Genomic DNA, 19,938 nt, shown 5'->3' with positions numbered 1-19,938 from the left:
ATTTTGAGACCGCTTTCGCGCAAAAGGCGCAACCCGGTTGCGACTGTTTTTCGTGCATCAGTTGCACCGGCTTGGGAACGCATGGCATCAAGTGTTGCGGCCGAACGGCGCTGCGGCCTGCTACAGCGTGGTTTACGTCAAATGGTGGGTTTTGTTGAGCCGCCTTTGACGAGCACCATTTTAGTGCGCCAAAATTGCAACAGGGCGGATAGGTCGCAAATAATCGGGGACGCATCATCGAAAAACCGATTTAACGCCAGATCGAATTTCAAAAAAGATTGCCTGCGTCGGTGTGGGAAACCGCATTTCGCAGTGATGTGGCACCGTTTCTTGAATGGCCTTCGCGGCGTCAGGATGAAAAAAACGCGCCCGAAGGCGCGCTTTCTTATGGTCTATGGTGGCTGCGAACCGTCAGGCCGGCAGACCCAAGCCACGCGGCAGCGGAAACGCGATGTTTTCCTCGATGCCGTCGAGCGCGCGAACATTGCGCACACCCAACTCCCGCAAACGGGCGATGACCGCCTGCGCCAGCACTTCCGGCGCCGAAGCGCCGGCAGTCACGCCGATGCGGCGCTTGCCCTCGACCCATGTCGGATCGATCTGATCCGGCGAATCGACCATATAGGCCGGCACGCCGAGCTTCTCAGCCAGTTCGCGCAGCCGGTTCGAGTTCGAACTGTTCGGGCTGCCGACCACGATCACCACGTCGCACTGCGGCGCCATGAACTTGACGGCGTCCTGGCGGTTCTGCGTCGCGTAGCAGATGTCCTGCTTCTTCGGCTCGCGGATGGACGGGTATTTCGCCTTCAGCGCGCCGATGATTTCGGCGGCGTCGTCGACCGACAGCGTGGTTTGCGTAACGAACGCGATGCGCTCGGGGTCGGCTAGTTGCAGCGCCTGCACGTCCTCGATGTCTTCAACGAGATGCATGCCCTCGCCCGCCTGGCCCATCGTGCCTTCCACTTCCGGATGGCCCTTGTGGCCGATCATCACGATGTCGAAGCCGTCCTGGCGCATCTTCGCGACCTCGATGTGCACCTTGGTCACGAGCGGACAGGTCGCGTCGTACACGCGCAGCCCGCGCGATTCGGCTTCGCTGCGCACCGCTTTCGACACGCCGTGCGCGCTGAAGATGACCGTGTTGCCGGGCGGCACTTCTTCGAGCCGCTCAATGAAAATCGCGCCCTTCTTGCGCAGATCTTCGACGACGTAGGCGTTATGGACGATTTCGTGACGCACGTAAATCGGCGAGCCGTGCAGCTTGATCGCGCGTTCGACGATCTCGATAGCCCGATCGACGCCGGCACAGAACCCGCGCGGCTGCGCCAGCAGGATCTCGGTTTCGGCAAGGGTCGTATCCGCGATGGTCATGTTTACAAAATCCCGATGATTTTCACTTCGAACGCCAGCGCCTGGCCGGCAAGCGGGTGGTTGAAATCGAACAGGGCCGACGTTTCGCTGACTTCTTTCAGAACGCCGGCGTAGCGGCCGCCACCCGGCGCGTTGAATTCGACCAGGTCGCCCGGAGAAAAATCCTCACCGATCATGCTGTTTTCGCGCAGCGTGGCCAGCGACACGCGCTGGATCAACTCGGGATTGCGCGGACCGAAGGCGACGCCGGGATCTAGCCGAAAGGTCGAATGGTGCCCGACCTTCAAACCCAGCAAAATGTCTTCCAGCGGCGGCGCGAGCTGACCGGCGCCGAGCAGCAGCGTGGCGGGCTTGTCGTTGAAGGTATTGATGACTTCGGCGCCATCGGCAAGGGAAAGCCGGTAGTGAAGCGTCACGTGTGAACCGGGCTTCACTTCGGAAATGTCGATGATGCTCATGCAGTGCTCGCTCAGTCGAAGCGCGCTCTCACGCGTGCGCCGCGGGCGCAGCTGACGCGTGCGGCACACCGTCGGCGTGCCGTGCGCAAAGCGTCTATTGTAAGCCACATGGCTGGCCTCGGCTTGCGTCCATCGCACGCACGAAGCTTCAACCCTAAGCGGAGGAATTGTCTCTATATGTCTGATTATGCGTCCACAATCGGCGATCCAATGTTGGATTTCGCTCGTTCGCCGCCCGTCGCCCGCCCTGCCGATGCGCCCAATCCGCGCCGCCGGCGCAAATGGCCCAAACACGATATGCCGCGCGAACGGCTCATCGATCAGGGCCCCGCCGTGCTGTCGGACACGGAGATGATCGTGCTCGTGCTCGGCTCCGGCCTGCCCGGCCACGACGTGTTCAGCGTGGCGCGCGAGCTGCTCGACCGCTTCGGCTCGCTGCGGGCCATGCTCGATGCGACTTACGCGGATTTCGACGGCCTGCGCGGCATCGGGCCCGCGAAAAAAGCGCAATTGCTCGCGATCATGGAAATGGCGCGCCGTTCGCTGGTCGACAAGATGCGCCGGCGCTCGCTGATGAATTCGCCCGAGGCCGTGGAAGATTACCTGCGGCTTCTGATCGGCGGCCGTCCGCAGGAAGTGTTCGTGTCGCTGTTCCTGGACGCGCGGCATCGGCTGATTCGCAGCGAGGAAAGCGCGCGCGGCACGCTTACGCGCATGGCGGTGTATCCGCGCGAGATCGTGCGGCGGGCGCTGGCGCTCAATGCGGCGAGCCTGATCGTCGCGCACAATCATCCGTCGGGCGCAGTGCAGCCAAGCGCGAGCGACTGTAGTCTCACGCGCACACTGCGCGAAGCGCTGGCGCTGATCGACGTACAGCTGGTCGATCATCTCGTGATTGGCGCGGACAGCGTATACTCGTTCGCCCGCGCCGGGTGGCCGTGACGCGGCGAGATCGGTAGCTTGACGGGTCTTTCGGCGCTCTTTAGGCGACATGAAAAAAGCGTGGACGGGACGCGAAAGGGCGCCGCGCCATGTCTCTTCACCGCAAATAAGGTTTGATTTTGCGGCTTTTTTCCTGCTAGAATTCCGGTTTGCCTATTTCCAACCCCCTGTTCCGAAGCCACCAAGGCGTTCCGGAAAGGATACGTGCCTGATTTCAGCGCGACTCTTTTCGGGAAACTTTCACGGCGTTCGAACTCAGAATTAGCGTATTAGGAGTGCTCTCATGGCACGCGTATGCCAAGTAACTGGGAAAGCGCCGATGAGCGGCAACAACGTTTCCCACGCGAACAACAAAACCAAGCGCCGGTTCCTGCCGAACCTGCAAAGCCGCCGTATTTGGGTGGAAAGCGAAAACCGTTGGGTGCGTCTGCGTATTTCGAACGCCGGCCTGCGCCTGATCGACAAGAACGGTATCGACGTTGTGCTCGCAGATCTGCGCGCACGCGGTGAAGCCTAAGGAGTAAATCATGGCGAAAGGCGCACGCGACAAGATCAAGCTGGAATCGACCGCAGGCACGGGTCACTTCTACACGACTACGAAGAACAAACGCAACATGCCGGAAAAGATGCTGATCAAGAAGTTTGATCCGGTCGTCCGTAAGCACGTTGACTACAAGGAAACCAAGATCAAGTAAGTCTTGGCTCCTGCCTTTTGGCGAAGGCAAAGACATGTGCAAAAAGCCTCGCATTCGTGCGGGGCTTTTTTGTTTCTGGGTCGTCAAAACCGTCGTTTGCCCTTGATGTGCGCGGTCGTGAAGTCTTATGACGTCCGGCTAGCTTTCCCTCGACCGTCGCGGCGCGTATCCTTTCTCGTTTTAGCAGCGCGTGATTGACGCGCGTGCACAGCAAAACGAAAAGACGGAGATGCAAGCAATGGAATTCGATGTGGCGATTGTCGGTAGCGGTCTCGCGGGGCTGAGCGTCGCGCTCAATCTCGCAGAAACGCGGCGGGTCGCGGTGATCGCCAAGCGGTCGATGACTGAAGGCGCGAGCGATTGGGCGCAAGGCGGCATCGCCGCCGTGCTCGATTCCGCGGACAGCATCGACAATCACGTGCGCGACACGCTGATTGCCGGCGGCGGCCTGTGCGACGAAGCGGCGACTCGGTTCATCGTCGAACACGGGCGTGCCGCGATTGAATGGCTGATCGACCAGGGCGTGCCGTTCACGAAAGACGACGCGGCGGAGCTCGGCTTCCACCTCACGCGCGAGGGCGGCCATAGCCACCGGCGGATTATTCATGCGGCCGACGCCACGGGCCACGCGGTTGTCACCACGCTCAGCGAGCGTGTGCGGCGGCATCCGAACATCACGCTGCTCGAAGATCACTGCGCGATCGACCTGATCACCTCCGACCGGCTGGGATTGCCGGGACGCCGTTGTCATGGCCTCTATGCGCTCGATGTGCAAACCGGCCGCACCGTCACCATCGAAGCGCCGCACACAGTGCTCGCCACCGGCGGCGCGGGCAAGGTCTACCTGTACACCACGAATCCGGACACGGCGACGGGCGACGGCATCGCGATGGCATGGCGCGCGGGCTGCCGCGTCTCGAACATGGAGTTCATTCAGTTCCATCCGACCTGCCTGTTCCATCCGTACGCCAAGTCGTTTCTGATTTCGGAAGCCGTGCGCGGCGAAGGCGGCGTGCTGAAGCTGCCGGACGGCACGCGTTTCATGCCGAACCACGACGAGCGCGCCGAACTCGCGCCGCGCGACATCGTCGCGCGCGCGATCGACTTCGAGATTAAGAAGCGTGGCATCGATTGTGTGTATCTGGACATCAGCCATCAGCCGGCCGATTTCCTGCGCGAGCATTTTCCGACGATTCTCGCGCGCTGCCTGGAATTCGGCATCGACATCACGAAGCAACCCATTCCGGTCGTGCCGGCGGCGCACTACACGTGCGGCGGCGTCGTCACCGATCTGGCGGGCCGCACCGATCTCGCGGGCCTCTATGCAGTCGGCGAGACCTCTTGCACGGGGCTGCACGGCGCGAACCGCCTGGCCAGCAATTCGCTGCTCGAGTGTCTGGTGATCGGCCGCTCGGCTGCGCGCGCCATCGAAGAAGAAGGCTTTAGCGGCGCGGTTCATGCGCCGTTGCCGGACTGGGACGAAAGCCGCGTGTCCGATCCGGACGAAGAAGTGGTGGTCGCCCACAATTGGGACGAGCTTCGCCGGCTCATGTGGAACTACGTGGGCATTGTGCGCACGGACAAACGGCTTGCGCGAGCGCGCCACCGGCTCGCCCTCTTGCGCGACGAGATTCACGAGTATTACGCGAATTTCAAGGTGAGCCGCGACCTGCTGGAGTTGCGCAATCTGGTGGACGTGGCTTCGCTAATCGTCGACGGCGCGCGCTCGCGGCGCGAAAGCCGCGGCCTGCATTTCAGCCGCGACTGGCCGGCGACCTTGCCCAAAGCGCTGCCGACCGTGCTCTCGCCGGAATACGTGCGCAACCGCAACGTGTGATGCAAACGGAAACGCCATCGCCGGCTTTCATGCCGGCGATGGCGTTTCATGTCTCACGAAGCCTAATTTCTGGAAACCGCGTCAGACGATTCGCAGCGAGTAATCGGTCGCTCGCACGTCTTTCGTCAGGGCGCCGATCGACACGCGGTCGACGCCTGTCTCCGCAATCGTCCGCACGGTCTCGAAGTTGACGCCGCCCGACACTTCCAGCACCGCGCGTCCAGCAGTGATGCGCACCGCGTCGCGCATTGCATCGAAGGAAAAGTTGTCGAGCAGAATGGACTGCGCGCGATGCGCCAATGCCGTTTCCAACTGCTCGAGCGTTTCGACCTCGATCTGAATCGGGACGCCCGCGTTGAGCGCAAGCGCGGCGTTCATGGCCGCGCCCACTCCGCCGGCGGCGGCAATGTGGTTTTCCTTGATCAGAATGCCGTCGTACAACGCGAGCCGTTGATTCGCGCCGCCGCCCACACGCACCGCGTACTTTTGCGCGAGCCGTAAGCCTGGCAAAGTCTTGCGCGTGTCGAGAATGCGCGTGCGCGTATGCGCGATTGCGTCGACGTACCGGCGCGTCGCGCTCGCCACGCCGGACAGCAACTGCAGAAAGTTGAGCGCGTTGCGTTCGGCGGTAAGCAGCGCGCGCACCGGCCCGCGCAGTTCGCACACCGGCGTGTCCGCCGTCATGCGGTCGCCTTCGCGATAACGCCACTGCGCCTCGATCCGCGGATCGACCTGGCGCAAGACGGCGTTGAACCAGCGCACGCCGCACAACACCGCATCCTCGCGGACGATGACGCGCGCGTCGCGCACTTCGTCGGCGGGAACGAGGCGGCCGGTCTGGTCGCCGGTGCCGATGTCTTCCGCGAGCGCGTCCGCGACGTTGCGTGCCAGCGCGGCGTCGAACGCGGCGCCGTACTGCGCGCGGATCTCGGCGAAGAGCGGCGACACGGCTTCCGCCTGGCTATAGGCGGCGGAACCGGCCTCTGCTGAATCTTGCGCTACCGCGTTCATCAGGCGGCTCCTACGTTCGAATACAACTGCGCGTCGCGCGCCAGATCGCCGCTCGCCTGCACGCGCTTCTTGTGACGCGCGGCAAAGTCCAGCATGCGATCGATCGGCAGACGAGCCCGTTCGCCGATAGCACGGTCGACGAAAATCTCGTTGTGGCCGCGCTCGAGCACGTCGGCCAGATTCGCGAGGCCGTTCATCGCCATCCACGGACAGTGCGCGCAGCTCTTGCAGGTCGCGCTGTTGCCGGCCGTGGGCGCGGCAATCAGCGTCTTGCCGGGCGCAGCGAGTTGCATCTTGTGCAGGATGCCGAGGTCCGTCGCGACGATGAAATGCGTCGCATCGAGCTTCTGCGCGGCGTCGATCAACTGCGTGGTAGAGCCGACGACATCGGCGAGCGCCACGACGTTGGCCGGCGACTCGGGATGCACGAGCACTTTCGCGCCGGGATATTCGGCGCGCAGCAAATCGAGTTCGATGCCCTTGAATTCGTCGTGCACGAGACACGAGCCCTGCCACATGAGCATGTCCGCGCCGGTCTTGTTCTGGATATAACCGCCCAGGTGCCGGTCCGGCGCCCAGATGATTTTTTCGCCGCGCGCGTGCAAGTCGGCAACAATCTCCAGTCCGATCGATGAAGTCACCATCCAGTCGGCGCGAGCCTTCACCGCGGCACTGGTGTTCGCATAGACCACGACCGTGCGATCCGGATGGGCGTCACAGAAAGCCGAGAATTCGTCCACCGGGCAGCCGAGATCGAGCGAGCAGGTAGCGTCGAGGTCCGGCATCAGAATGCGCTTGTCGGGGCTCAGAATCTTCGCGGTCTCGCCCATGAAACGCACGCCGGCAACGACCAAAGTTCGTGCGTCGTGGTCACGCCCGAAGCGCGCCATTTCCAGCGAATCGGCGACGCAGCCGCCGGTTTCGTCGGCGAGCTCCTGCAATTCGGCATCGACATAGTAGTGGGCCACGAGCACTGCCTTCTCGCGCTTGAGCAATGTGCGGATGCGCTCCTTCAGCGCCACTTTCTGTTCTGCCGACGGCATGTCGGGCACCTTCGCCCACGCCTGTCCGATCCCGCAGGACGTGCCCTGCGCCTGCGGCCGGTCGTATTCGACGGTCCTGATCGCCTGCTGATCCATGATCTCCTCTGCCTTCGCTCTGCCGCCGCGGCCTGCGCACTGCGTCATGCTGCATTTTCCGCGGTCCAAAAAGCAAAACCCCGCCAACGCGGGGTTTTGTGACGTAACGAAATTTTAATGGATTTCGCGATCAAGCATAACGGCGCAGTCGCATTGCAAAATCCTGCAGCGCTTTGATGCCGCTCGCCTCAGCACGATGACACCAGTCCTGCAACTGAACCAGCAACTGGTCGCGCGACGCGTTCGAGCGCTCCCACATTGCCGCGAGTTCGTTGCGCATGTCGATGTAGGTCTTCAGTTTCTGGCTGTTCGCGAAGATTTGCGGCAGCAGACGTTTCTGCGGCTCGTCGAGCCCCGCTTCTTCCTTATGGAACCAGTTGCGCGCGCCGCGCATGAGCTGATACTTCTCGCGTGCGCCGACTTCCTTCAGATGCGCGAGCTCCTGACGATACGCACGCTTAAGCGCCTTGCCGTAACGCGCCATCACTTCGTAACGGTTTGCCAGCACGGCCTGCAACGTGTCCTGGTCGAGCACCAGCTTGCCGGTGGTCAGACGCGGCGTGGGCGCGATCTTCTTCACCTTCGCAAGACGGAAGGCTGACATGATGCGGATATACATCCAGCCGATGTCGAACTCGTACCACTTGTTCGACAGCTTGGCCGACGTCGCATACGTGTGGTGGTTGTTATGCAGTTCCTCACCGCCGATGATGATGCCCCACGGGAAAATGTTCGTGCTGGCGTCCGACGAATTGAAGTTGCGGTAGCCCCAGAAGTGCGCGAGACCGTTGACGACGCCGGCCGCCCAGAACGGGATCCACACCATTTGCACAGCCCAGATGGTCAGGCCGACGACGCCGAACAGCGCGACGTTCAGCACCATCATCAGGCTCACGCCGAGAATCGGGTACTTGGTGTAGACGTTGCGCTCCATCCAGTCGTTCGGCGTGCCGTGACTGAACTTGCGCATCGTTTCTTCGTTTTTCGCTTCGGTGCGATACAGTTCCGCGCCTTCGAGCAGCACCTTCCAGATGCCGCGCGTTTGCGGGCTGTGCGGATCTTCTTCGGTCTCGCACTTCGCGTGGTGTTTACGGTGGATAGCCGCCCATTGACCGGTCAGCATGCCCGTGGTCATCCACAGCCAGAACCGGAAAAAATGACTGACGACAGGGTGCAATTCGAGCGCGCGGTGCGCCTGGCAGCGGTGCAGATAAACCGTCACGCCGATGATCGTGACGTGCGTGACCGCGAGGGTGTACAGCACAAGTTGCCACCAGGAGAAGCGCAGCAGGCCGTGGGCAAGGAAATCGAGCAAGGAATTCAACAAGGCAATTTACCTGTGGAACGAGAGACACGAGACACCCGCGGACTGCGCGTGTCAAGAAAGTGAAAGCATACAGCGGGATTGGACGACATTCTACTGGAAGCGTTCCAAGTGTTTGTAACAAATAGGGATTTTTTGTGCGGCATCAACGAGCGATAGTCTGCAATGAGCCCATTTTGACTCACCGCAGACCCAGAAGTGCCCGTCAGAGCGCGTTGTCTGCCTGATTGGCGGCAGGCGCGGTCATAGTTACCGGCTGCGGTGCGACACCGGAGACATTTGCAATGTGTCCGACGTTGCCGACGATCCGCACTTCGCGTTGCGCGAAAGGAATCGAAATGCCGTGCGCGGAGAAAAGCTGCCAGATGTTGCGATTGACCGCCGAGCGCACGGCCGAGGTCCCGGTTGCGGCGTCGGCGATCCAGAAACCCAGTTCGAGGTTGATGCCGTCAGCGCCGAAACTCGTCAGGTAAGGCGTGGGCGCCGGGTCCGCGAGGACGCGCGGCACGCCGGCGGCGGCTTGCGCGAGCAGCGCCATCGCCTGTTCGACGTCGGCCGTGTAGGCGATCTGCACCGCCGCCTTCGCATAGCCGCGCGTCAGATACGACGACTGGTTCTGCACGACGTCGGTGATCAGCTTCTCGTTTGGAATCAGCGTCTCGATGCCGTCGAGGCCACGCACGACCGTGTAACGCGTGCGGATCTGCGTGACCATGCCTTGCAGGCCGCTCACGTTGATCGTGTCGCCGATCCGCAACGACCGGTCGATCAGGATGATGAAGCCCGACACATAGTTGCTCGCGATCTTCTGCAGCCCGAAACCGAGCCCCACGCCGAGCGCGCCGCCGAACACGCCGAGCACGGTGATGTCGATGCCCACGAGCGACAGGCTGATCAGCACGGCCGCCAGCACGAAAGCCGCACGGCCGACGCGCGCCACCACCACTTTCAGATTGGCGTCGAGCGTCGTGGCGCGCATCAGCCGGTCTTCGAACGCCGAGCCGAGCCACATCGCGACGATCATCGTCACGCCCACCCACAGCAGGCCGGTGACGAGCGAAAGCAGCGTCATATGCGCATTGGCGATGCGAAAGTGAACGCTCGCCATCCACTCGATCACGTCGTCCTGAATGCCCATCACGGTCAGCACCATGGCGACCCAGACGACCAGCGAGACGATTTTTTCGACGACGAAAAGCCACGGATGCGTCTCGCCGTCGTGGCTAAAGACGCGTCGCGCGAAGAAGAACACGATGTAAATCAAGCCGATGCCGAAGAGCGGCACCAACGCGAGATCGAGCAGCGCAGTGTGGATGAACTGACCCGCGATCGCGCGCGCGAGCCACACCAGCACCGCGCCGATCAGCGGGAAAAACGCACGGTTCAGGCTTTCGGCGCCGAAGCGCAGCGTCTGGTAGCGCGTCTGCCGGCGCAAATCGAGCGCCCGGCGCAGCACGCGCGCGAGCAGCCACGCGAGCGCGAGCGTCGTGAGAAGCAAGCCGATTTGCCACAGCATGACCGGCTGGCCGAAGTCGCGCGTGAGATCGCCGAAAAGGTGCGAAAAGAGTCTGTTTTGCATGATGTTGCGGGAATCGCCGGCTCGCCGGGATCGAAGAATCGATCGGCGAGCCGGCGGACAGCCCGTCGGGCCTCAGCTCTGGCGTTCGAGCACGGCGGCGAAGAAGCCGTCGGTCGCGTGACGATGCGGCCAGAGCGACAGGTAATCGCCCATTTCGAGGTCGATGCGCTGCTCGGCCAGCACTTCACGCGCCGGGACGAGCGCGAAGTCCGGGTGATCCGCGAGGAACTGCTGCACGACCGCTTCGTTTTCCGCTTCGAGGATCGAGCACGTCGCGTACACGAGACGCCCGCCCTTCTTCACGAGCCGCGCCGCGCTCGCGAGAATCGACGCCTGCTTGGGCGCAAGTTCCGCGACCGATTCCGGCGACTGACGCCACTTCAGATCGGGATTGCGGCGCAGTGTGCCCAAGCCGCTGCACGGCGCGTCGACCAGCACGCGGTCGATCTTGCCGGCAAGCCGCTTGATCTTGGCGTCGTGTTCACTGTCGATCAGCACCGGATTCACGTTCGACAAGCCGCTGCGCGCAAGCCGCGGCTTGAGCTTGGCGAGACGCCGCTCGGAGATGTCGAATGCGTAGAGACGCCCAGTCGAGCGCATCGCCGCGCCGAGCGCGAGCGTCTTGCCGCCCGCGCCCGCGCAGAAGTCGACGATCATTTCGCCGCGCTTGGGCGCGACGAGCGAGCACAGCAACTGGCTGCCCTCGTCCTGGACTTCGAGCCAGCCTTGCTGGAACGCGTCGAGCTTGGTGAGCGGCGGCTTGCCGACCACCCGCACGCCGAACGGCGCGAACGGCGTGGCGCCGGCTTCAATGCCGGCCTTCGACAGCGCGTTCAGCACGTCGTCGCGGCTCGCCTTGATCGGGTTCGCGCGCAGATCCAGAGGCGCCGGGTAGTTCAGCGCGGCGGCCAGTTGCGCGAGTTCCGCGGCTTCGAACCGCTTGGTCAGCGCCTGATAGATCCAGTCCGGCAGATTCAGGCGAATCCGCAGCGGCAGGCTTTCCGGGTCGATCATCGCGACGTGTTCGAGCCACCTGGACTCCGAGTCCGACACGAACGGCTTGAGCGCCGAGCGGCCCGCCGTCTGCATCAGACCGAGCAGAGCCATGCGGCGCGCCGGGCTGCCGGCGCCGCTTTCGGCCAGATGCGCGAATTCCATGCGCCGGCGCAGCACCGCGAAAACCGCCTCGGCGATCACGCCGCGCTCACCGTGTCCGAGCTTCGGATGCGCGCGGAAAAAGCGGCTCGTGGTGGCGTCGGCGGGACCGTTCAGTCTTAGGACTTCAGCCAGCAAAGTCTCAGTTTGTCCAATCAAAAAACCATGCAATCTCATGCGCCCTCTCCGGCGGTGTGACCGGCAAAGAGCCATTGCGGCTCCGGCGGCGTAAGCGTGACACGCAGGCCGTCAAGAGCAAGGCGCCCTTCGACGAACCAGCGCACCGCGCGTGGATAAATGATGTGTTCGGTCGCGAGCACGCGTTCGGCGAGCGTCGCGGGCGTGTCGCCGGCCACGACGGGCACCGCCGACTGCACGACGATCGGCCCGTGATCGAGCTGCGACGTCACGAAATGCACCGACGCGCCGTGCAGTCGCACGCCGGCGTCGAGCGCCTGCTGATGTGTCTTGAGTCCAGGAAAGCTCGGCAGCAGCGACGGGTGCACGTTCAGCATGCGCCCCGCATAACGGTCGACGAAACCGTCCGTCAGCACGCGCATAAAGCCGGCGAGCGCGACGAGATCCGGCGAGAAACTATCGATTTGTTCGGCCAGCGCCGCATCGAAGCGCTCGCGGTCGGGAAACTGGCGGTGATCGACCACCGCCGTCGCAATGCCTTGCGACGCCGCGAACGCAAGGCCCGCGGCGTCAGGACGGTTGGCAATCACAGCGGCCACCTGCGCGGCCCACCCTTCGTCCGCACACGCGCGGACAATGGCTTCCATGTTGCTTCCCCGCCCTGAAATCAGGATGACGAGTTTTTTCATGCGCGGATTTTATCATTCGGGGACACCCAAACCGCGAGGCGCCGCCGTCCATTGCGCCGAGCGTTTATAATCGTTTGTTTTGCGGCACCCCGCCCGCCCTACCCCGACGCGCTATCGTGAGAGTCTTCCGCGGTCTTCCCAACGCTGAAAGCCGTGCGCCGTGCGCACTGACCATCGGCAACTTCGACGGTGTCCACCGCGGCCATCAGGCTTTGCTCGCGCACGTGCGCGCAGCGGCCGACGCGCGCGGCCTGCCCGTCTGCGTGATGACCTTCGAGCCGCACCCGCGCGAATTCTTCAACCCGGCCGGCGCGCCGCCGCGCATCGCGATGCTGCGCGACAAGCTCGAAGCGCTGCGCACCAATGGCGTGGACCGCGTGGTCGTCGAGCACTTCAATCACACGTTCGCGAGCCAGTCGCCGGATGCGTTCGTCGAACGGATCATCGTGAATGGGTTGCACGCGCGCTGGGTGATGATCGGCGACGACTTCCGCTATGGCGCCAAGCGCGCGGGCGACTTCACGTCGCTGAAGGCGGCAGGGCAGCACTACGGTTTCGAAGTCGAGCAAATGGCCACGGTCGCCGATCCGTCCGGTGCGCGCATCTCCAGCTCGGGCGTGCGCGCGGCATTGGTGGCGGGCGATCTCGACGCGGCGCGCGCCGCGCTCGGCCGCGACTATCTGATCAGCGGCCACGTCGTGCACGGCATGAAGCTCGGCCGCGATCTCGGCTTTCCCACGCTCAATCTGCCGATCGCGCACAAGCGTCCGGCGCTCGCGGGCATTTTCGTCGTGCGCGTGCATGGCGTGACCGACGAACCGCTGCCTGGCGTCGCGAGTCTGGGCCTGCGTCCCACCGTCGACGATTCCGGCCGCGTACTGCTCGAAGTGCACCTGCTCGACTGGCACGGCGACGCTTACGGCAAGCTCGTGCGCGTCGAATTCCTGAAGAAGCTGCGCGACGAGGAAAAGTACGTCGACCTCGAAACGCTCACCGCCGCGATTGCACGCGACGTCGCCAACGCGCGCGCGTGGTTCGCGGCCGTCGGCGCGGGCACGCCGGGCAGCCGCTCAACCGGTTTCGCCACGTCGGCCACCGACCGAATTAGATAGCCGCCGCGGTCCCTGCGCGCGTTCACCTGCCGCATGGACCGCCGCTGCGCGTATCGAAGGACATCCGCGCATTGCGCGACATGCCTGCCGCCGCGCCAACCCTCTCGCGCACCGTGCGCAACCCGCGCCCCGCTGCGCTTATAAAGAATTCACCGCGACCACATCATGAGCAACAAGAAAGCCGATTCGAAACCGCAATCACGCTACCCCGTGAACCTGCTCGACACGCCGTTCCCGATGCGCGGCGACTTGCCCAAGCGCGAGCCGCAATGGGTCAAGGAATGGCAGGAGCGCAAGGTCTACGAGAAGATCCGCGCCGCCAGCAAGGGTCGCAAGAAGTTCATCCTGCACGACGGCCCGCCGTACGCGAACGGCGACATCCACCTCGGCCACGCGGTGAACAAGATCCTCAAGGACATGATCGTCAAGGCGCGCAACATGGCGGGCTTCGACGCGGTCTACGTGCCGGGCTGGGACTGCCACGGCATGCCGATCGAAATCCAGATCGAAAAGCAGTTCGGCAAGTCGCTGCCCGCCGCGGAAGTCATGCAGAAAGCGCGCGCGTATGCGACCGAGCAGATCGAGAAGCAGAAGCTCGGCTTCCGGCGTCTGGGCGTGCTCGGTGAGTGGGACAACCCCTACAAGACCATGAACTTCACGAATGAAGCCGGCGAAATCCGTGCGCTCGCGAAGATCCTGGAAAAAGGCTACGTGTTCCGCGGCCTGAAGCCGGTCAACTGGTGCTTCGACTGCGGCTCGGCGCTCGCTGAGGCGGAAGTCGAGTACAAGGACAAGACCGATCCGACCATCGACGTGCTGTTCGGCTTCGCCGAGCCGGAGAAGACCGCGCAGGCGTTCGGCCTGAACGCGCTGCCGCGCAACGAAGGCGGCATCGTGATCTGGACCACGACGCCGTGGACCATTCCCGCGAACCAGGCGTTGAACCTGCATCCGGAAATCGTCTACGCGCTCGTCGATACGCCGCGCGGCCTGTTGATTCTCGCCGAGGAACGCGTCGAAGCGTGCCTGAAGGCGTACGGCCTGGAAGGCTCGGTGATCGCGACTACGCCGGGCGCCAAGCTTGTCAACTTGCGCTTTAACCATCCGCTCGCGTCCGCACATCCGAGCTACAAGCGCACGTCGCCGGTTTATCTCGGCGACTACGTGACGACGGAAACCGGCACGGGCGTCGTGCACTCGTCGCCGGCGTATGGCGTGGAAGACTTCGTGTCGTGCAAGGCGCACGGCATGGCCGACTCCGACATCATCAATCCGGTGATGGGCGACGGCCGTTACATCGAATCGCTCGCGCTCTTCGGCGGCCTGTCGATCTGGGCGGCGAATCCGCAGATCGTCGAAGCGCTGCAAAGCGCCGGTTCTCTTTTGCGCACCGAAAAGTACACGCACAGCTACATGCACTGCTGGCGCCACAAGACGCCGATCATCTATCGCGCGACGTCGCAATGGTTCGCCGGCATGGACGTGAAGCCGAACGACAGCGACAAGACGCTGCGCGAAACCGCGCTCGAAGGCATCGAAAACACGGCGTTTTATCCGTCGTGGGGCAAGCAGCGGCTCTTCAGCATGATCGCGAATCGTCCCGACTGGACGCTGTCGCGTCAGCGCCAATGGGGCGTGCCGATGGCGTTCTTCGTCCACAAGGAAACGGGCGAGCTGCATCCGCGCACGCTCGAGTTGCTCGAGGAAGTCGCGAAGCGCGTCGAGCAGGCCGGCATCGAGGCTTGGCAAACGCTCGATCCGCGCGAACTGCTCGGCGACGACGCGAATCTGTACGAAAAGAACCGCGACACGCTCGACGTGTGGTTCGATTCCGGCACGACGCATTGGCACGTGCTGCGCGGCTCGCACAAGGACGAACTGCAATTCCCGGCCGACCTGTATCTGGAAGGCTCGGACCAGCATCGCGGCTGGTTCCATTCGTCGCTGTTGACGGCTTCCATGCTCGACGGCCGCCCGCCGTATAACGCGCTGCTGACGCACGGCTTTACCGTCGACGGCGAAGGCCGCAAGATGAGCAAGTCGCTTGGCAACGGCATCGATCCGCATGAGGTGGCGAACCGCCTCGGCGCGGAAATCATCCGCTTGTGGATCGCGTCGACCGATTACTCCGGCGAGCTCGCGATCTCCGAGGAAATCCTCAAGCGCGTGACGGAAGGCTATCGCCGTATCCGCAACACGCTGCGCTTTCTGCTCGCGAATCTGTCGGACTTCGACTACGAGAAGAACGCGCGCCCGGTGGAAGACTGGCTGGAGATCGACCGTTACGCGGTGGCGCTGTCGGCGAATCTGCAAAACGATATCCTCTCGCACTACGACAAGTACGAGTTCCACCCGGTGGTCGCCAAGCTGCAGACGTTCTGCTCGGAAGATCTCGGCGGTTTCTATCTGGACGTGCTGAAGGATCGCCTGTACACGACGGCTGCTGACTCCGTCGCGCGCCGCTCGGCTCAAACCGCGCTGTATCACATCGCGCAAGGTTTGCTGCGTCTGATGGCGCCGTTCCTCTCCTTCACCGCCGAAGAAGCGTGGAAGGTGTTCCAGCCGAACAGCGAAACCATCTTCACCGAGACGTATCACGCGTTCCCGGCCGTGCCGGACGCGGGCGCGCTGCTCGACAAATGGACGCTGCTGCGCGCCGCGCGCGGCGACGTGACCAAGGCGCTGGAAGAAGCGCGCGTCGCTAACCTGATCGGCTCGTCGTTGCAGGCGGAAGTGGAAATCCGCGCGAGCGGCGCGCGTTACGACGCGCTGACGAGCCTCGGCGACGACCTCAAGTTCGTGCTGATCACATCGGCGGCAACGGTCGTGAAGGTCGCGAGCGAAGCGGAAGAAGGCGTCGAAGTGATCACGTCGAAGTATCTGAAGTGCGAGCGCTGCTGGCACTACCGCGCGGACGTCGGCGCGAACGCCGAACATCCCACGCTGTGCGGCCGCTGCATCAGCAATCTGTTCGGCACCGGCGAGGCGAGGAGCGCGGCATAATGGCGAGAACCATGGCGAAATCCACATCGAAAGCGTCCGCCGGCAATAGTTCGCTGGCGCCCTGGCTCGGCGTCGCGCTGATCGTGATCCTGTTCGATCAGCTGACGAAAATCGCGGTGCAGAAGGTGTTTGCCTACGGCGTCGCGCATGAGGTCACGTCGTTCTTCAACCTGATCCTCGTGTACAACCGCGGCGCCGCCTTCAGCTTTCTCGCGATGGCGGGCGGCTGGCAGCGTTGGGCTTTCACCGCGCTCGGCGTGATCGCCGCGCTGGTGATCTGCTACCTGCTCAAGCGCCACGGCGGGCAAAAAATGTTCTGCACGGCGCTCGCGCTGATTCTCGGCGGCGCGCTCGGCAACGTGATCGACCGGCTCGCGTACGGCCACGTGATCGACTTCCTGGACTTCCACGTGCGCGCGTGGCACTGGCCGGCGTTCAACCTCGCCGACAGCGCGATCACGGTCGGTGCGGTGCTGCTCGTCATCGACGAATTGCGGCGCGTACGCGGGTCGCGCTAACGGGCGGATCGTTGCGAGGCGCGGGGCCGCCGGAAGTGGTTTTTCGCGCTTCGACGGCCGCGCGTTAGAAATCCGCTTTGAAGGCCGGCAACGGTGCAAGCGCGCCGCGCTCGGTCACCACGCTTTGTCGGAGGCTTTCGTTGGCAACCGCAGAACTCGCAGGAAAACACCTCGTCCTCGGCATGACGGGCGGCATTGCCTGCTACAAGATCGCCGAACTCACGCGTCTTCTGACCAAGGCCGGCGCGACCGTCCAGGTCGTGATGACCGAAGCGGCCGCGCAGTTCATCACGCCCGTCACGATGCAGGCGCTCTCAGGCCGCCCCGTCTACACGAGCCAGTGGGACGCGCGCATCGCGAACAACATGGCGCATATCGATCTGTCGCGCGAAGCCGACGCGATCGTGATCGCGCCCGCGTCCACTGACTTCCTCGCGAAACTCGCGCACGGCATGGCCGACGATCTGCTCGCCACGTTGTGCGTCGCGCGCGATTGTCCGTTGCTCGTCGTGCCCGCGATGAACCGGCAGATGTGGCAGAACCCGGCGACGCAGCGCAATGTCGCGCAACTGCGCACGGACGGCGTCGAAGTGCTCGGCCCCGATTCGGGACCGCAGGCGTGCGGCGAAATCGGCGACGGCCGCATGCTCGAAGCCGCGGCAACTTACGAAGCGATCGCATCGTTTTTCTCGCCGAAGATTCTGTCCGGTCGACGCGTGCTGCTGACAGCCGGCCCGACGTTCGAACCGCTCGATCCGGTTCGCGGCATCACGAATCGCTCGAGCGGCAAGATGGGTTTTGCGCTCGCGCGCGCCGCGCAGCAGGCCGGCGCCGACGTGCATCTCGTCGCGGGTCCCGTCGCGCTCGACACACCGTGGGGCGTGTTCCGCGAGGACGTGCAGACCGCCCAGCAGATGCACGATGCGGTGATGCGTTCGGTAGCGGACGCGGACATCTTCATCGGCGTGGCCGCGGTCGCCGACTGGCGCGTCGCTCACGCGAGCGAACACAAGATCAAGAAAGCCGCCGACCGCGCGCTGCCCACGTTTTCGTTCGTCGAAAATCCGGACATTCTGGCCTCGGTGGCCAAGCTGCCGCATCCGCCGTTCGCCGTCGGCTTCGCTGCGGAAAGCGGCGATCTCGAAGTGCATGGCGAAGAGAAACGTGTGCGCAAGAATGTGCCGCTGCTAATCGGCAATCTCGGGCCGCTCACGTTCGGCATGGACGACAACGAAGTGATCCTGTTCGAAGCCGGCGGTGCAACCCGGCTGCCGCGCGCCGACAAGCAGACGCTCGCGCGCGCGTTGATCGCGGAAATCGCGAAGCGTCTGCCCGACACAAGCCTGATTCGCTGAACTTGCCGCGCGCCGCCGAGACACCACAAAGCGAAGCGAACCGAAGCATCTGGAGCACACCGACATGACGCTACTTTCCGTGCTCGATCAAACGCCCGTCATCTCAGGGCACTCGGTGGCGGACGCTATCGCCGCCACTGTCGAACTCGCGCAACTTGCCGACGACCTCGGCTATACGCGCTACTGGTGCGCCGAACATCACGGCTTGCGCGGCGTGTCGAACCCATGTCCCGAAGTGATGCTGGCGCGTCTTGGCAGCGTCACGCGACGCATCCGGCTCGGCTCCGGCGGCATCATGCTGCCGTACTACAGCCCGTTCAAGGTCGCCGAGCAATTCATGATGCTCGAGGCGCTGTTCCCGAACCGCATCGATCTCGGCGTGGGACGCGCGCCCGGCGGCGACATGCGCACCGCGCAGGCGGTCGCTGCCGGCGACTACAACCGCGGCGAGTTCTTCTCGCAGCAAGTGGCCGATCTGGTGGGACTGATGCACGGCACGCTGCCCGCCGACCACATCGCGCAAGGCGTGCTGTTGCAACCGCAAGTGCCGACGCGTCCGCAACTATGGATGCTCGGCTCGAGCGAATTCGGCGGCCTGCTCGCCGCACAGTTGGGCATCCGCTTCGCGTTCGCGCATTTCATCAACGCGCATTTCGGACATCAGGTTGCGCGCGCGTATCGCGAGCGCTTTGAGGCGAGTCAGGAAACGCAGCAACCGTATCTGGCCGCCGCCGTCTTCGTGATTTGCGCGGATACGAAACAGGAAGCAGCGGATCTGGAAAAGGCCGTCGATCTGCGTCGCGTGCAAATGGCTTATGGCCTGAACGAGCCGATTCCGACCGTCGAACAAGGCATTGCGCAAGAGTACGGCGAGCGCGAGCAACTGGTGATCGATCGCGAAAGACCGCGCAGCATCGTCGGCACGCCCGAAGTCGTGACCGAGCGGCTCCATGCGTTGCAGGAACAATTCCAGGCCGACGAACTTATCGTGCTCACCGTCGCAGGCAGCTATCGCGCGCGTCTGCGTTCCTATGAACTTCTTGCCGACGCGTTCGAACTCGGGCGCCCGGCTTCAACTCCTTAAACTCTCGAAAAACCTGCATGAAACTCGACTTGAAGATTCTCGATGCGCGCATGCGCGATCAGCTTCCCGCGTACGCGACCACCGGCAGCGCGGGCCTCGATTTGCGCGCGTGCCTCAAAGAGCCGTTGACGCTCGAACCGGGTCAAACCGCATTAGTGCCGACGGGGCTCGCGATTCACGTCGGCGATCCCGGCTACGCGGCGCTGATTCTGCCGCGCTCGGGTCTCGGTCATAAGCACGGCATCGTGCTCGGCAATCTGGTCGGCCTGATCGATTCGGATTATCAAGGCGAACTGATGATCTCGACGTGGAACCGCGGCGAGACGACCTTCGTGCTGAATCCGATGGAGCGTCTCGCGCAACTCGTGATCGTGCCGGTCGTGCAGGCGCAGTTCAATATCGTCGACGAGTTCGAGCAAAGCGAGCGCGGTGCGGGTGGATTCGGCAGCACCGGCAAGCATTGATCCAGATTTGCTGAGCACAAAGAAAAACGGCGTGGACCCTGAGGTCCACGCCGTTTTTTGTTTG

At 63.5% G+C, this 19,938-nt stretch carries 18 protein-coding genes; 10 read left to right on the top strand and 8 right to left on the bottom strand.

Annotated elements, in window-relative coordinates; translation table 11 throughout:
• Nucleotides 1-411: 411 nt before the first annotated feature.
• Together ispH and P0D87_RS14930 are read right to left on the bottom strand one after the other, a co-directional pair.
• Entirely contained in the window at nucleotides 412-1,371 is a 960-nt protein-coding gene (gene ispH / locus P0D87_RS14935; RefSeq protein ID WP_006050120.1) for a 4-hydroxy-3-methylbut-2-enyl diphosphate reductase, read from the bottom strand.
• Nucleotides 1,372-1,373: 2 nt separating this feature from the next.
• The gene (locus tag P0D87_RS14930) at nucleotides 1,374-1,829 is read right to left on the bottom strand and encodes an FKBP-type peptidyl-prolyl cis-trans isomerase (RefSeq protein WP_006050119.1); all 456 of its coding nucleotides are present in this window, start codon (nucleotides 1,827-1,829) and stop codon (nucleotides 1,374-1,376) included.
• Between the two features lie 177 nt (nucleotides 1,830-2,006).
• Between P0D87_RS14930 and radC the strand changes: the two genes are divergently transcribed.
• The 4 genes from radC to nadB all read left to right on the top strand — a co-directional run bounded on the left by radC (nucleotide 2,007) and on the right by nadB (nucleotide 5,303).
• Nucleotides 2,007-2,771 (top strand): RadC family protein, encoded by a 765-nt coding sequence (gene radC, locus P0D87_RS14925; protein ID WP_029968031.1) that lies wholly within the window; start codon nucleotides 2,007-2,009, stop codon nucleotides 2,769-2,771.
• A gap of 283 nt (nucleotides 2,772-3,054) precedes the next feature.
• Entirely contained in the window at nucleotides 3,055-3,288 is a 234-nt protein-coding gene (rpmB, locus tag P0D87_RS14920) for a 50S ribosomal protein L28 (RefSeq protein ID WP_053858652.1), read from the top strand.
• Nucleotides 3,289-3,298: 10 nt separating this feature from the next.
• Nucleotides 3,299-3,466 (top strand): 50S ribosomal protein L33, encoded by a 168-nt coding sequence (gene rpmG / locus P0D87_RS14915; protein ID WP_006050116.1) that lies wholly within the window; start codon nucleotides 3,299-3,301, stop codon nucleotides 3,464-3,466.
• A gap of 238 nt (nucleotides 3,467-3,704) precedes the next feature.
• Nucleotides 3,705-5,303 carry an L-aspartate oxidase gene (gene nadB, locus P0D87_RS14910; RefSeq protein WP_053859087.1) on the top strand — a complete coding sequence of 533 codons (1,599 nt, stop codon included), beginning with the start codon at nucleotides 3,705-3,707 and terminating at the stop codon, nucleotides 5,301-5,303.
• Between the two features lie 81 nt (nucleotides 5,304-5,384).
• On the opposite strand, the gene nadC is transcribed toward nadB, so the two are convergent.
• The 6 genes from nadC to purN all read right to left on the bottom strand — a co-directional run bounded on the left by nadC (nucleotide 5,385) and on the right by purN (nucleotide 12,338).
• A complete protein-coding gene (gene nadC / locus P0D87_RS14905) occupies nucleotides 5,385-6,314 on the bottom strand; it encodes a carboxylating nicotinate-nucleotide diphosphorylase (RefSeq protein ID WP_053858653.1) in 930 nt (309 codons plus the stop codon).
• Entirely contained in the window at nucleotides 6,314-7,453 is a 1,140-nt protein-coding gene (gene nadA / locus P0D87_RS14900; protein ID WP_053859088.1) for a quinolinate synthase NadA, read from the bottom strand. Before nadA ends, nadC begins: the two co-directional genes overlap by 1 nt.
• A 130-nt stretch (nucleotides 7,454-7,583) precedes the next feature.
• Nucleotides 7,584-8,780, bottom strand: coding sequence for a DesA family fatty acid desaturase (locus P0D87_RS14895; RefSeq protein ID WP_006050112.1), 1,197 nt, complete (start codon nucleotides 8,778-8,780; stop codon nucleotides 7,584-7,586).
• A 202-nt stretch (nucleotides 8,781-8,982) separates the two neighbouring features.
• Nucleotides 8,983-10,356, bottom strand: coding sequence for a mechanosensitive ion channel family protein (locus P0D87_RS14890; RefSeq protein WP_006050111.1), 1,374 nt, complete (start codon nucleotides 10,354-10,356; stop codon nucleotides 8,983-8,985).
• 72 nt (nucleotides 10,357-10,428) lie between these two features.
• The gene (locus P0D87_RS14885) at nucleotides 10,429-11,688 is read right to left on the bottom strand and encodes an RsmB/NOP family class I SAM-dependent RNA methyltransferase (RefSeq protein WP_029968038.1); all 1,260 of its coding nucleotides are present in this window, start codon (nucleotides 11,686-11,688) and stop codon (nucleotides 10,429-10,431) included.
• Entirely contained in the window at nucleotides 11,685-12,338 is a 654-nt protein-coding gene (gene purN / locus P0D87_RS14880) for a phosphoribosylglycinamide formyltransferase (protein ID WP_053858654.1), read from the bottom strand. Before purN ends, P0D87_RS14885 begins: the two co-directional genes overlap by 4 nt.
• 116 nt (nucleotides 12,339-12,454) lie before the next feature.
• Between purN and P0D87_RS14875 the strand changes: the two genes are divergently transcribed.
• The 6 genes from P0D87_RS14875 to dut all read left to right on the top strand — a co-directional run bounded on the left by P0D87_RS14875 (nucleotide 12,455) and on the right by dut (nucleotide 19,874).
• Nucleotides 12,455-13,450, top strand: a complete 996-nt coding sequence (locus P0D87_RS14875; RefSeq protein ID WP_006050108.1) for a bifunctional riboflavin kinase/FAD synthetase — start codon at nucleotides 12,455-12,457, stop codon at nucleotides 13,448-13,450.
• Between the two features lie 165 nt (nucleotides 13,451-13,615).
• The gene (gene ileS, locus P0D87_RS14870) at nucleotides 13,616-16,453 is read left to right on the top strand and encodes an isoleucine--tRNA ligase (protein WP_053858655.1); all 2,838 of its coding nucleotides are present in this window, start codon (nucleotides 13,616-13,618) and stop codon (nucleotides 16,451-16,453) included.
• Between the two features lie 11 nt (nucleotides 16,454-16,464).
• Nucleotides 16,465-16,971: a signal peptidase II gene (lspA, locus tag P0D87_RS14865; protein ID WP_035569887.1), complete on the top strand. Its 507-nt coding sequence runs from the start codon at nucleotides 16,465-16,467 to the stop codon at nucleotides 16,969-16,971.
• A gap of 140 nt (nucleotides 16,972-17,111) precedes the next feature.
• Nucleotides 17,112-18,326 (top strand): bifunctional phosphopantothenoylcysteine decarboxylase/phosphopantothenate--cysteine ligase CoaBC, encoded by a 1,215-nt coding sequence (gene coaBC / locus P0D87_RS14860; protein ID WP_053858656.1) that lies wholly within the window; start codon nucleotides 17,112-17,114, stop codon nucleotides 18,324-18,326.
• A 64-nt stretch (nucleotides 18,327-18,390) separates the two neighbouring features.
• Nucleotides 18,391-19,410, top strand: coding sequence for an LLM class flavin-dependent oxidoreductase (locus P0D87_RS14855; RefSeq protein ID WP_053858657.1), 1,020 nt, complete (start codon nucleotides 18,391-18,393; stop codon nucleotides 19,408-19,410).
• Nucleotides 19,411-19,427: 17 nt separating this feature from the next.
• Entirely contained in the window at nucleotides 19,428-19,874 is a 447-nt protein-coding gene (gene dut, locus P0D87_RS14850) for a dUTP diphosphatase (RefSeq protein ID WP_006050102.1), read from the top strand.
• Nucleotides 19,875-19,938: the final 64 nt, after the last annotated feature.

The sequence above is a fragment of the Paraburkholderia sp. RL17-368-BIF-A genome (assembly GCF_046054045.1).
Taxonomy (GTDB): Bacteria; Pseudomonadota; Gammaproteobacteria; order Burkholderiales; family Burkholderiaceae; genus Paraburkholderia; species Paraburkholderia graminis.
This window is presented reverse-complemented; position numbering and strand designations above follow the sequence as displayed.